Annotated in this window: 12 protein-coding genes; 6 read left to right on the top strand and 6 right to left on the bottom strand. The window is 73.7% G+C overall.

The features are described 5' to 3' along the window. Positions 1-411, bottom strand: coding sequence for an ATP-binding protein (locus AB0J40_RS33655; RefSeq protein ID WP_364461223.1), 411 nt, complete (start codon positions 409-411; stop codon positions 1-3). A 123-nt stretch (positions 412-534) separates the two neighbouring features. On the opposite strand from AB0J40_RS33655, the gene AB0J40_RS33650 reads away from it, so the two are divergent. Both AB0J40_RS33650 and AB0J40_RS33645 read left to right on the top strand, forming a co-directional pair. Further along, complete coding sequence (locus AB0J40_RS33650; protein WP_364461221.1) at positions 535-3,801, top strand: glucodextranase DOMON-like domain-containing protein; 3,267 nt, start codon at positions 535-537, stop codon at positions 3,799-3,801. Continuing rightward, positions 3,798-4,358 carry a DinB family protein gene (locus AB0J40_RS33645; RefSeq protein ID WP_364461218.1) on the top strand — a complete coding sequence of 187 codons (561 nt, stop codon included), beginning with the start codon at positions 3,798-3,800 and terminating at the stop codon, positions 4,356-4,358. The genes AB0J40_RS33650 and AB0J40_RS33645 overlap by 4 nt, the downstream gene beginning before the upstream one ends. Before the next feature lie 54 nt (positions 4,359-4,412). On the opposite strand, the gene AB0J40_RS33640 is transcribed toward AB0J40_RS33645, so the two are convergent. From AB0J40_RS33640 to AB0J40_RS33630, 3 genes are all read right to left on the bottom strand, one after another. After that, on the bottom strand, positions 4,413-4,763 hold the full coding sequence (locus AB0J40_RS33640; RefSeq protein ID WP_364461215.1) for a hypothetical protein: 351 nt from the start codon (positions 4,761-4,763) through the stop codon (positions 4,413-4,415). 75 nt (positions 4,764-4,838) lie between these two features. Beyond that, positions 4,839-6,116, bottom strand: coding sequence for a HAMP domain-containing sensor histidine kinase (locus AB0J40_RS33635; RefSeq protein ID WP_364461212.1), 1,278 nt, complete (start codon positions 6,114-6,116; stop codon positions 4,839-4,841). Then, positions 6,113-6,802 (bottom strand): response regulator transcription factor, encoded by a 690-nt coding sequence (locus AB0J40_RS33630; protein WP_364461209.1) that lies wholly within the window; start codon positions 6,800-6,802, stop codon positions 6,113-6,115. The genes AB0J40_RS33635 and AB0J40_RS33630 overlap by 4 nt, the downstream gene beginning before the upstream one ends. A 101-nt stretch (positions 6,803-6,903) precedes the next feature. On the opposite strand from AB0J40_RS33630, the gene AB0J40_RS33625 reads away from it, so the two are divergent. After that, positions 6,904-7,362, top strand: a complete 459-nt coding sequence (locus AB0J40_RS33625) for a hypothetical protein (protein ID WP_364461206.1) — start codon at positions 6,904-6,906, stop codon at positions 7,360-7,362. On the opposite strand, the gene AB0J40_RS33620 is transcribed toward AB0J40_RS33625, so the two are convergent. After that, positions 7,359-8,369, bottom strand: coding sequence for an aldo/keto reductase (locus AB0J40_RS33620; protein WP_364461203.1), 1,011 nt, complete (start codon positions 8,367-8,369; stop codon positions 7,359-7,361). The genes AB0J40_RS33625 and AB0J40_RS33620 overlap by 4 nt on opposite strands. 184 nt (positions 8,370-8,553) lie before the next feature. Between AB0J40_RS33620 and AB0J40_RS33615 the strand changes: the two genes are divergently transcribed. Genes AB0J40_RS33615 through AB0J40_RS33605 form a run of 3 tightly spaced genes read left to right on the top strand, consistent with a single transcriptional unit; the run spans position 8,554 to position 11,092 of the window. Beyond that, positions 8,554-9,072, top strand: a complete 519-nt coding sequence (locus tag AB0J40_RS33615; protein WP_364461201.1) for a YbaB/EbfC family nucleoid-associated protein — start codon at positions 8,554-8,556, stop codon at positions 9,070-9,072. Continuing rightward, entirely contained in the window at positions 9,069-9,383 is a 315-nt protein-coding gene (locus AB0J40_RS33610) for a hypothetical protein (RefSeq protein ID WP_364461198.1), read from the top strand. The genes AB0J40_RS33615 and AB0J40_RS33610 overlap by 4 nt, the downstream gene beginning before the upstream one ends. Next, positions 9,383-11,092 carry a hypothetical protein gene (locus tag AB0J40_RS33605; protein WP_364461195.1) on the top strand — a complete coding sequence of 570 codons (1,710 nt, stop codon included), beginning with the start codon at positions 9,383-9,385 and terminating at the stop codon, positions 11,090-11,092. Before AB0J40_RS33610 ends, AB0J40_RS33605 begins: the two co-directional genes overlap by 1 nt. Here AB0J40_RS33605 and AB0J40_RS33600 read toward each other — a convergent pair whose 3' ends face one another. Continuing rightward, positions 11,093-12,568 carry a helix-turn-helix domain-containing protein gene (locus tag AB0J40_RS33600; RefSeq protein WP_364461192.1) on the bottom strand — a complete coding sequence of 492 codons (1,476 nt, stop codon included), beginning with the start codon at positions 12,566-12,568 and terminating at the stop codon, positions 11,093-11,095. It abuts the gene before it with no gap. Positions 12,569-12,732 lie beyond the last annotated feature (164 nt).

Here is a 12,732-nt window from a genome sequence, read left to right as displayed (position 1 = left end):
TCAGGCGGTGCGCCGGGCCGGGAACGGCCAGGTCAGCGTGATCACCGTGCCGTCGTCGGTCGAGCGCATGTCGAGCCCGTCGACCAGCGCCTGGATCAGCCGCAGGCCGCGGCCGCGGTCGGGCCGCTCGGTGACCGACGTCCAGCGCCCCTGGTCGGCGACGGTGACGATCAGCACGTCCTCGTCGATCCGCGCCCGGACGTCGATCAGCCCCGGCCGGCCGTGGTAGGCGTGGTCCAGCACGTTGGCCATCGCTTCCCAGCAGGCCAGGACGACGTCGTCGGCCTGCCGCCCGACCTCGTCGCCGGCGCGTCTGCGCAGCCACGAAACCAGGTGCCGCCGCAGGCTCGGCAGCGTCCGTGGCGAAATGGTGCCGCGGTACCGCCAGCCGTCCGCTTCGTGCTCTTCCACGTTCACCTCCCCGGGGGACTGTGGGTTTGCTACCCACCGGTCCGGTTTCTCAATCACGGGTAACGGCCCCCTCTGCTGCTTTCGGACCTGGTGCGCCGCGACCTGGCGTGATCGGATGTGCCGATGACTCGGTCGACGTGGTCCGTGGTGCTGTGCGCGGTGCTGGCCGCCGCCCTCCTCCCCGTCCCGGCCGCCGCCGCGGCGCCGGACCCGGGGCCGGGCGTGCTTTCGCACTTCGGCCTGGCCCGCAAGGACTGCCTGGGTACGGCCCGGAACACCACCAGCAAGGCGTGGTTCACCGTCGCGGGCGGCGTGCTGTCCGACGTCTACGCGCCGGTGATCGACAACACGAACGTCGAGACGCTGCAGTTCGCCGTCACCGACGGCCGCACGTTCACCGACCTGCAGGCGCGGGACATGACCTACACCGTGCGCACGAGCGCGGGCGGGATGGCCTGCGAGGTGACGTCGACCCCGCGCACCGGGAGGTACCGGCTGGTCACCGAGTACCTGACCGACCCCGCGCGCACCGGCGTGCTCATCCGGACCCGGCTCGACCCGCTGCAGGGGTCCGGCCGCGACCTCAAGGTCTACGTGCGGTTCGACGCGAGCATCAACGGCAACGGCGGGGGTGGCCCGGCGAACGGCGGCGGGGACACCGCTTCGGTGGACGCGGCGACGTCCGCACTGGTCAGCGCCGATTCGAACACGGTGTCCAGCGCGCCGGCCCGCGACTACGCCACCCCGCTGGCCGCCGCGCTGCGCGCCGACCGCCGGTTCCTGAGCACGTCCAGCGGGTTCGTCGGCACCCCCGGCGACGGGCTGGCCCAGCTCGACCGCGACCACCGGCTCACCGACCCGACGTCGTCGGCGGCGAACGGCAACGTCGTGCAGACCGCCCAGCTGGACCTGCAGCCGCGCCGCCCGGCCGTGCTGGCCCTCGGCTTCGGCGCCGACGCGCGCGCGGCGGTCCAGACCGCGGGCGCGAGCCTGCGCACACCGTTCGACCAGAGCTACCGCGAGTACGCGCGAGGTTGGCGCGACTACGACAACAGCTTGATTCCCGTGCGTGGCAAGGACTCTGACGCGTACTTCCAGTCGGTCAACGTGCTGAAGGCCAGTGAGGACAAGACGTTCCCGGGTGCGGTGGTCGCGTCGCTCGGCAGCCCGTGGGGGCAGGCCGTCTCGGCGGGGGACGCACCGGGCGGCAAGCCCGTCTACTTCGGTTCGTACCGCGAGATCTTCGCCCGCGACCTCTACGAAAGCTTCTCCGGGCTCTTGGCGGCCGGCGACCGTGAGACCGCGCGGGCCAGCGTCCGGTGGCTGTTCTCCCGCCAGCAGCAACCGGACGGGCGGTTCCCGCGCAATTCGATGCTGAACGGCAAGAAGGCACCCGACTCCGGCGGTGACCAGCTCGACGAGAGCGCGTACCCGATCCTGATGGCGCTGCAGGCCGGCCTGGATCGCGACCGGACGCTCTACACCGGCCACATCCGGGCGGCCGCGGACTTCGTCGTCGCGCACGGGCCGGCGTTCGGCTCCGAGCGCTGGGAAGAGCAGGGCGGCTACTCCCCCTCGACGATCGCCGCCGAGATCGCCGGGCTCGTCGCGGCCGGGGTGATCGCCGACCGCAACGGCGACCCGGCACGCGCGCGCGTCTACCGGGCGACCGCGGACCACTTCCAGCGGAGCATCAAGGGCTGGACGGTGACGTCCACCGGGCCGTACGGCGGGCGCTACTTCCTGCGGCTGACCAAGAACGGCGATCCGAACTCGGAGTGGTTCTACAACCTCGGCAACGGCTCGGTCGACGCCGACCAGCGCGCGGTCGTCGACGCCGGGTTCCTCGAGCTGACCCGGCTCGGCGTGCTGCCGGCGAACGACCCGGACGTCACCGCGTCGCTCGGCGTCGTCGACCGGGTGATCAAACGGGACACCCCGACCGGCCCGGGCTGGTACCGCTACGGGACTTCCGCGGCGGGCAGCGAAGACGGCTACGGCGACTGCTACGAGCCCGATCCGACGAACTGCGCGCCGACCGGGGCACCCTGGCCGTCGACGAACACCGGGTCCGGCCACCTCTGGCCGGTGCTCGCGGGGGAACGCGGCGAGCAGGCCGTGCAGACCGGCGACCGGGCCGGCGCGGCGGCGCTGCTGCGCGCCATGCGGGCCCAGACCGGCGGCACCGGGCTGATTCCCGAGCAGACGTGGGAAAACCCGGCCGTGCCCGCCTCGCCCTACGGCTCCGACCCACGCACGGCGTCCATCGGCTTCGCGCCGGGACAGCCCGCCGGTTCGGTCGCACCGCTCAGCTGGGCCCAGTCGCAGTCGGTGCGGCTGGCCAGGGCCCTCGCCGACGGCCGCCTGCCCGAGCAGCCCGCCGACGTCCGCGCCCGGTACGTCACGCACGCCCCGCCCGCGGCGCTGGCCGTCACCCTCGACGCGCCGGCGTCGGTGTCCACCGCGACCGCGGCGGTCACCGGCACCGCACCCGCGGGCAGCCAGGTCGACCTGGCCGTCTCGAACACCGACACCGGCACGACCTCGGTGCTGTCGGTGCGCGCCGGCGCCGACGGGAAGTTCGGCGCGACGGTGCCGACCCCGCTGGGCGCGAACGTCGTGACCGCGGCCGCTACTTCGGGCACCGGCACCGGGTACGCGCAGAAAACGATCAGCTCGGACTTCGTCACCGGCACGGTCCTGCTCGACGCGGCCGACCCGGACGGCGACGACAACGGCCCGGGCACGTACACCTACCCCACGGCCGGGGACTTCCACGCGGGCGCGTTCGACCTGCAGCGGTTCCAGGTCATCGACTCCGGCGCGAACCTGGTGTTCCGCGCGCAGATCCGCGACCTGTCGCCGACGTTCGGCTCGCCGCTCGGCGCGCAGCTGCTGACGATCTACGCGCACGATCCGGCCGCGACGGCGACCTCGACCGCCGCGCCGTTCCCGAGCCGGGCGTACACGATCGCGGCTTCGGACGCCTGGAGCCGCCGCATCGAGGTCCAGGGCTTCGCCGATCCCGCGCTCGTCGACGCTTCGGGCGCAACGCTGGCGACGCCGTCGGTGCAGGCTTCGCAGGCGACGCGGTACATCACGGTGAGCGTCGCGAAATCGGCGTTCGGGACACCCGGTCCCGGCTGGACGTTCGCGGTGGTACTGACCGGCCAGGACGGCAACTCCCCCGACCAGGCGCGGCCGTTCACGCCGACGGCGGGCCAGTACACGTTCGGCCTGTGCGCCGCGGGCGGGACCGCACCGATCTGCGCGGCGGACCCGGCGACCGCCCCGAAGGCGTTCGACGTGCTGACGCCGTCCGGAGTGGACCAGGCGGTCGAGCTGGACCCGACCCGGGGCCCGGTCGCGGTGCGCGGGGTGCCGCTGTGATCGACGGATTCGCGAAGCAGTACCTGCACGACGATCTGCGCGAGGCCCGTGCGGCCGTGCTGGAGAAGCTGGAGGGGTTGAGCGAGTACGACGTCCGCCGTCCGCTGACGGCGACCGGGACCAACCTGCTGGGACTGGTGAAGCACCTCGCGTTGTGGGAGACGCGGTACCTGGGCGAGGTGTTCGGCAGGCCGTTCCCCGAGCCGCTGCCGCGCTGGGACGACCTCGAGGCGCGCGGCCGGGACTTCTGGGCGACCGAGCAGGAGACGCGCGCGGAGGTCATCGACCGGTTCGAGCGCGCGGCGGCGCACGCCGACGCGACGATCGCGGCGCTCCCCATCGACGCGCCCGGCCACGTGCCGTGGTGGCCGCGGCCGGACGTGCTGCTGTTCAACGTCGTGGTGCACGTGCTCACCGAGACCAACCGGCACGCCGGGCACGCCGACATCCTCCGGGAGCAGCTCGACGGGGCGACCAGCGCGCCGGCCCGGGACCGCGAGTTCTGGGCGGAGCGGTGCGCGGAGATCGAACGCGTCGCGCGAGCCGCCCGGCCCTGAAGGTGCGGCGCTTTCCGGGAAGCGCCGCACCTGGTGTCCGATGTGGACGGTGGGTCAGCGGCGGCCGCCGTGGTCGTCGCCGCCCTCGCGGTGCCGGCCGCGGTCGTCGCCGGCTTCGGCACCCCGGCCACCGCGGTCGTCGCCGGGCTCCGCGTGCCGGCCGCCGTGGTCGTCGCCGAGGTCGTGCGTCCGCGTCGGGTACGTGCTCGGTGCCGGGCGGCTCGTTCCCGTGGCGACGCCGCCGCTCGAGGTTCCCGTGGCGACCGGGGTTTCGGTCGTCGCCGTGGCCCCGGCCGTCGTCGGCACTCGCGTGCCGTCGTCCGCGCCGTTCTGCGCGATGGCCGCCGTGGTCCCGCCCACCGCGAGTGCCGCACCGGCCGCCGCGATCACCAGAATCTTGCGCATGTCCGTGCTCCTTTTCGTTCTCCGCCAACGAAAGAAGCTTCACGCACCCGCCGATAGCGGCGCGCTGCGCACGGCTTAAGGCATCCCTAACGGCTTCCCGAGCTCCAGCACGATCCGCGCCCCGTGCGGCCGCCCGCGCGTGACCGCGAACGTCCCGCCGGACGCGCGGGCCGTCTGCCGCGCGATGTCGAGCCCGAGCCCCGTCGACCCGGCCCCGCTGGCGCCGCGCTCGACGTCGTCGATGTCGAACCCGGGCCCCTCGTCCGAGACCTCCAGGCGCGCTCCTTCGGGCGTCGCCGTCAGCCGGATCGCGTACCCCGTTCCCTCCGGCGTGTGCGCGAAGACGTTGCCCAGCAAGGCATCCAGGCACGCGGCCAGCTCGGCCGGCCCGACCGCGACCGGCAGCGGGCCCGGGTCGAGCTCGACCGTCACCGCGCGGTCCTGGTCCTGCGCCAGCACCGACCAGAACTCCGCCCGCTCGCCCGCCACGGCGGCCGCGTCGCACGAGCCGGGCGCCGAATCCCGGGCGCGGGCCTGGTCGATCAACGCCGTGACCTGGCGTTCCAGGCTCTCCGCGTGGCCGGTGATCCGGTCGGCCTCGGCCGGGTCGCGCAACGACTCGGCGTCGAGCCGCAGCACCGTCAACGGTGTCCGCAGCCGGTGCGAGATGTCGGCCACCGCCTCGCGTTCCTGGCGGACCAGGTCCCGGATCCGGGCGGCGAGCAGGTTGAGCGCGCCCGCCACCGACCGCACCTCCCCCGGCCCGCCGGGCACGGCCCGCGCGTCCAGGTCGCCCTCGGCCAGCCGCCGCGACACCGCCGCGAGCTCGTGGACCGGGCGGACGATCGAGCGCGCCAGCCGGTCGGCGACGAACACCCCGAGCGCCAGCAGCACCACCCCGAGCCCGGCCAGCACCAGCCACGCCGCGCCCAGCCCGCGCGTCAGCTCGGCGCGGTCCACAAAGGCCCGCACCACGGCGGTCCCGCGAGGCAGGCCCTGGACCGCGACGAGGATTTCGCGGCCGGCGGCGTCCTCGACGGTGAGGCTGCCGCCCTGCGCGGCGGCCAGCGTGACGCCGGGCGTGCGCGGGGCCGGCGCGCCGAGCACGGTGCCGTCCGGCAGGAACACTGTGACCGGGTGGCCGGCCGTCGTGTTGAGCTGGTCGACGGCAGGCCGCAGGGCCGCCGCGTCGGAGATCGCCACCAAGGACGTCAGGGACTGCGCCTTCGCGGTCGCGGCGGTGACCGCGCGGTCGGCGGTGACCGACCGCAGCAGGATCGCCAGCGGCACCAGGAACGCCACGAGCACCAGGCTCATCGCGGCCGCGACCAGCACCGCGAGCCGTTTCCTCACGCCCCGGCCCCCGGTTCGGCCAGCCGGACGCCGACGCGCCGCACGGTGTGCAGGTACCGCGGCTCCTGCGCGGTCTCGCCGAGCTTGCGCCGCAGCCACGACAGGTGGACGTCGACGGTCTTGTCCGCCCCGGCGTAGGGCAGCTTCCAGACGTCGGCGAGGAGTTCGCGCTTGCTCACCACCGTCCCGGCCCGGCTCGCCAGGTAGTGCAGGAGGTCGAACTCGCGCGGGGTGAGGTCCAGCGGCGCGCCGTCGAGGGACGCCTGCCGCGTCCGCGCGTCGACCGACAGGCCGCCGACGACCACCGGCTCGTGCGTCTCCTCCGGTTCGGCGCGCCGCAGCACCGCGCGGATCCGCGCGTCGAGCTGGGCGCCGCCGAACGGCTTGACCACGTAGTCGTCGGCGCCCGCGTCGAGCAGCCGGACGATCTCCTCCTCCGCGCCGCGGGCGGTGACCACGATGATCGGCACCGCGCTGACCGCCCGCACCATCCGCAGCACCTCGCGGCCGTCGAGGTCGGGCAGCCCCAGGTCGAGCAGCACGACGTCGGGCCGGTCGGTGACGGCGGCCTGCAGCCCGGCCATCGCGGTCGGCGCGGACGTCACCGCGTGCCCGCGCTCGGTCAGCGCGCGCAGCACGGCCGTGCGGATGGTCGGGTCGTCCTCGACGAGCAGCACGGTCGCCATGGTCGGGAGGCTACACACGAAAACCCGCGGTGCCGGGCGGCCGCCGAACGCTAAGGCGCTCTTAGCCGCGCTTTAACCCGCCCGGATGGCACAGTGGACGCGTGAACAGGCGCGGAGTGCTGATGGCGGCGGGCTGGCTGCTGGCCGCCGCCGTCACCGCGGGCGCCGGGACGGTGGCCCTCGACGTCGTCGGCGCCGGCATCCTCGGGCCGCAGAACCAGCCGTTGTCCGCCGACGACGTCGCGCGCGCCTTGGAAACCGTGCCGTGGAGCAGCACGCCGGCTCCGCCGCCCACCACGTCGAGCGCCCCGGCGCCGCGCGGCCTGACCGTGCCCGGCGGCAGCATCGTCGCCACGTGCGCGGGCGGCCGGGTCACCCTGGTCTCGTGGAGCCCGGATCCCGGCTACCGCACCGACGACGTCGCGCGCGGCCCGGCGACGACCGCGTCGGTCAAGTTCAAGAACGGCGGGACCGAGAACGTGGTCGTGGTGACCTGCCAGGACGGCGAGCCGCACGCGGAGACCGTCGCCGACGACGGCGGCCACCACGGCCGGGGCTAGCGCGGCAGCCCGGCGTTGAGCCGCGCCAGGATGCCGTGCGGGAACGGCAGTTCCGGCGCGCTGACCTCGGTCAGGCGGTCCAGCTGGGCGTCGGTGAGGTCCAGCTCGAGCGCGCCGAGCGTTTCGGCGAGCTGCTCCGGTGACCGGGCGCCGATCAGCGGCGCGGGCATCCGCGGGCGGCGCGTCACCCAGTGCAGCGCCACCTGGGCCGGGGTCGCGCCCACCTCGACGGCCACCTCGCGGACGACGTCGAGGATCGTCCACCGCGACTCGGGCAGGGCCCGGAAGTCCGCGCCGCCGGTGAGCCGTCCGCTGCCCGCGCCGTCGCGCGTGTACTTGCCGGACAGGAACCCGCCGCCGAGCGCGCCCCACGGCTGGATCGCGGTGCCGAACTCGCCGGCCAGCGGCACGTACTCGGCCTCGATCGCCCGCTCGATGAGCGAAAACTCCAGCTGCAGCGCGGTGACCGGCGGGCCGCCGAGCATCGCGGCCTTCGTCGCGTACCAGGCCGGGACGTCGCTGAGCCCCACGGCGCGGACCTTGCCCGCGCGCACGAGGTCGTCGAACGCCGTCATCACCTCTTCGGCCGGGGTGCGGCCGTCCCAGACGTGCAGCCAGTACAGATCGACGTGGTCGGCGCGCAGCCGCCGCAGCGACGCCTCCAGCGAGGCGACCATGTTCTTGCGCCCGTTGCTGCGCCGGCGCGCGTCCGAGTACGGGGCGCCGTCGCGGAACTCGGGGCCGGAGTACTTCGTGGCGAGCACGATGTCGTCGCGGTCGACGTCGCGGAGGAACTCGCCGACCAGCTCCTCGCTGCGGCCGGCGCTGTAGTTGTCGGCGGTGTCGACGAAGTTGCCGCCGCGCTCGACGTAGGCGCGGAAGACCTTCCGCGCCGTGTCGTCGTCCGCGCAGAAGGGGCCGGAGCCGAAGGTCATCGCGCCCAGGGCCAGCGGGGACACCCGCAGTCCGGAGCGGCCGAGCGGCCGGTAGTCGTCCAATCGTGTCATGCGGCCGATCGTGCAACCCGGAGCGTGGTCCGGGTCAAACCCGATCGAGGGCATTCGCGGGCAACATCGGGGGGTCATCCAGGCATACCCCCGACTACCAGCGGATGAATGTCCGGTGTGCGCTAATCTGGCGCGATCACGGGGCCGGTGCCCCGGCACCCCGGCGTGGCGAGGAGTCGAATTCGTGCAACCGAACCTGGGGCCAGGCGAGGACTTCCAGCTCCTGCTCGAGCGGCAGGTCCGGGACATGCAGTCGAAGGCGGCGGCGCTGAGTGAAGCGCTTTCCGCCGCCGGCGCCACCGTCCGCTCCCGCGACGGCGCGGTCACCGTCACGCTCGCGCCGAACGGCGCGCTGACGAACCTCGAGCTCGGGCACCGGGCGTGCGAACTGGGCCCCGCGCGGCTCACCGCGGCGATCATGGGCACGGTGCGGGAGGCACAGCGCCAGACCGCCCGCAGCGTCGCGGACTCCTTCGCCACCATCAACGGCGACGGCGAATCGACCGACATGGTCCGGTCGTTCCTGCCGCCGGACCCGCCGCCGGACGGCGACTTCGCGGCGCCGGAGACCACCGAGCCCGAGCGGACCCCGCCGCCCGCCGCTCCCCCGGCGCGGCCGCCCGCACCGCCCGCCGGTGGGCAGCCCCCGCGTCGCCGTCCCCAGGCCGACGACCGCTTCGACGACGAATCGAACCCCTGGTGAGCGGCGGCGGCTTCCGGGTCGATTCGGCACCCCTGGCCACCTTCGCCAAGCACCTCGACGAGCTGCAGAGCAACCTGCAGAGCACGGCGGACCTCGTCGGCGGCATGGTCTGCGACCCGGGCATGTTCGGCATCAACCCGGCGTGCCAGCTGATGGCGGCCGGCGCGAGCGCGTGGACCGACAAGGCGCACCACCAGTTCGGCGACTACGCCAAGACCATCGGCGAGTTCTCGGACAAAGTCGCCGAGGCGGCGAAGCGCTACCAGTCGGGTGAGCAGGACGCCGTCGACTCGATCGTGAGGTTCGAATAGTGGGCGACGACTACCAGAGCAAGGACGTCAGCCTCCACGGCTCCGAACTGTTCGACAAGGACAACGCGGCGGCCGGGGCCGGGTTCTTCGAGGCGGCGGTCGGCCTGGACAAGGCCGTCAAGGAGAACGACCAGGTCGCGATCGGCATCGGCGCGGCGGGCATGGCGCTGGAGACGATCGGTCTCGTGCTGGACCCGATCGGCAGCCTGCTCACGGCCGGGATCGGCTGGCTCATCGAGCACATCACGATCCTGCGCTGGCCGCTGGACATCCTGATGGGCGACCCGATCGGCATCCAGGCGGCCAGCGAGGCGCTCAAGGCCGAGAAGAAGAAGCTCGAGGGGTGGTCGCAGCAGCACCAGGAGGCCCTCGACACGCTCATGAAGGACTGGTCCGGCAAGGCCGCGGAGCAGTTCAAGAAGGACATGGACGCGGTCACCGAGCAGCTGACGTCCCTCGGCGGCTACCTCGACCAGGCCGGCAAGAACATGATGATCGCCGGCGGCATCGTCGGCGCGTTCCGCGGCATCCTGCGCGACCTGATCGCGATGCTCCTGGCGACGATCATCAAGGGCGCGCTGATCGCGGCGGCGCTGGCCCCGGTGACGTTCGGGGCCTCGATCGCGCTGTTCATCACGACGACGATCGGCACGGTCGCCACGGCGCTGGGCAAGATCGGCACGAAGCTCATGCAGCTGGCCAAGAAGCTGGGCGACCTGGTGAAGGCGCTGGCGAAGATGGGCAAGGCGGGCGACGACCTCGCGGCGGTGAAGCCCCCGACGAGCAGCTTGACCCCGACCCCGGCGCCCAAGCCACCGGCGAGCCCGAAGCCGGACGTGACGCCGGAGCCGAAACCGTCGTCGGCCACTCCGGAACCGAAGCCGTCTTCGGCTACTCCGGAGCCCAAGCCCGAACCGAAACCCGAGCCAGCACCGTCTTCCTCCTCGGCGACCCCCGAGCCGGAACCCAAGCCCTCGTCGGCCACGCCGGAGCCCAAGCCCGAGCCGGCACCGTCTTCCTCCTCGGCCACGCCGGAACCCAAGCCCGAGCCCAAGCCCGAACCGGCACCGTCCTCATCCTCGGCCACGCCGGAACCCAAGCCCGAACCGAAGCCCGAGCCGGCACCGTCTTCCTCCTCGGCGACCCCCGAGCCGGAACCCAAGCCATCCTCGGCCACACCGGAACCGAAACCCGAACCCAAGCCCGAACCGGCACCGTCCTCCTCCTCGGCCACACCGGAACCCAAGCCCGAACCGAAACCCGAGCCCACACCTTCTTCCTCTTCGGCAACCCCCGAACCGAAGCCGGAACCGGCGCCGTCCTCGGCGACCCCGGACCCCAAGCCGGAGCCCGCCAAACCCGACCCCGCGCCCTCTTCGTCCACTCCGGACCCCACCCCGGCCCCGGATCCCAAGCCGCACAAGCCGTTCACCGATCAGATGACCAACGTCATCAAGGACAAACTGTCCAAAATAGACGGTGTAACCCCCGAGATCATGCAGAAGTTCGACAAGATCAGCAACTTCTCCGTGCACGAGCTCGGCAAGGTCTTCGGCAAGGAAGGCGCCGAGAAGTTCGAGTCGGCCATCAAGATCATGACCGACCCGTGGTTCGGGAAGTCGGGCCTGGCGGGCAAGACCGTCGTCGACATGATCAAGGGCGTGCCCGCCAGCATCGGGAACGTCACCGGCGGCGGGGACGACGACTAGTCACTCGCCCGCGAGGATCACCGCCCGGGACGCGAGGTGCAACGCCAGCCGCTCGTCCGGGCGGGACAGGTCCACGCCGAGCAGCTGCTCGATCCGCGCGACCCGGGCCGCCACGGTGTTGCGGTGCACGCCCAGCACCGTGGCCGTCTCCGCGATCGACGACTCGGCGTCCAGGTAGGCCGCGAGGGTCCGGACCAGGTCGCCCGGCGCCGAGCGCAACGGCGCCACCAGTGCCCGCGCGGCGGGTTCGAACGTGTCCGTGCGGGTCCACTCCAGCAGCAGCTGGGCCATGCCGAGCTGGTCGACGTGCAGGAAGTGGCCCGTCTCGGGCCGGGTGGCGGCCAGCCGGGCGGCGTCGAGGGCTTCCGCGACCGTCGCGGCCAGCCCTTCCGGACGCGGGTGCGGCCGCCCGACGCCCATGTGCGCGCCCAGGCGCAACGTCCGGTGCGCCGCCTGGAGCCGGGTCGCCAGGGCCCGCACCCGCTCCGCCGTCGGTTCGTGGTCGAAGGTGACCCAGCCGGTCCAGCCGTCGCCGTGCTCGACGACCGCCTCGACGTCCAGCGCCCGCATGACCTCCTGCGTGCGCGCGACCGTGTCGACGGTCGCAGGGACGCCGATGTGCAGCCCGACGTGCCAGCCGCCGAGCCGCCAGCCGGCGTCGGCGACGCGGCGGCGCAGGTCCGCGCCCGGCTCGGTGTCCAGGCGCAGCAGGTCGCCGAGCAGCGCGGTGCGCGAGCGTGCGTCGCGTTCCAGCTCGAGGCGGTTGGCCAGGAGCCACCGCTGCAACGCGCCCGCGGCGACGGCGAGCGCGGGCGGGACGACGTCGGCCCGCGCCGACTCGGTGCCCCGCAGCTCGGCGGCCAGCCACATGGCGGGCCGCTGCAGCAGGACGGGGTGGGCGAGCAGGACACCGTCGTCGAGCACGGTCCGCTGCGGCACGGCTTCGTCCAGCCGGACGCGCCCGGCGACCTCCCCGGCGAGCGGCACCCCGCGGTCGTCGAGCACGGCGACGGGCGAGCGCAGCAGCCGCCGCAGCACGGCGACGACCTCCTCGGGCGGTCGCAGCCGGTCCCCGAGCGCGCGGTGCGTGGCGAGGAGTAGATCGGCGCGGTCGAGTTCGGGCGCGGCGAGCAGCAGCCGCGCCTCGACGAGCAGGTCGAGCGGCGCGGCCGAGGTGGCGAGCAGCGGAACGGCCAGCCGGTCGGCGAGCAGCCGCGACGCGCTGAGCGGCTCGGTCCCCGACAGCAGAACGGCGGTGGCCCCGGCATCGGCGCAGCGGCGGAGCAGGGCATCGATCTGCCAGTCGGTCCCGGCGATCGGCCGGGCGACGACGGTGAGTTCCCCCGGCGCGGGAAGGTGCGAAGCGTCCAAAGTGGCCTGGACAGTCGCGAGTGGACGGTCCAGCCCGGCGGCGCCGGCGAGCACGCGGACGTGTTCGGACCAGCCGGGCAGGGAAAGCACTCGGCGCAGGCTCACGGCATGCCCTCCGCCCGCCGGCTCGCCGAAAAGCCACCTCCGGCAGCGGCCGCCGCCCCAAGCGCCCCAATGTGGCCTTGGTTGCGTCTGACGCACCCAATGTGGCCTTCGGTGCGTCTGACGCACCGAAGGCCGCGCCAGCCGGCGTCGGTCCTCGGCGGTGG

Origin of the sequence: Amycolatopsis sp. NPDC049691 (assembly GCF_040675005.1) — a bacterium.
Taxonomy (GTDB): domain Bacteria; phylum Actinomycetota; class Actinomycetes; order Mycobacteriales; family Pseudonocardiaceae; genus Amycolatopsis.
The sequence above is the reverse complement of the archived record's forward strand: the minus strand, read 5'-3'. Positions and strand labels throughout refer to the sequence as shown.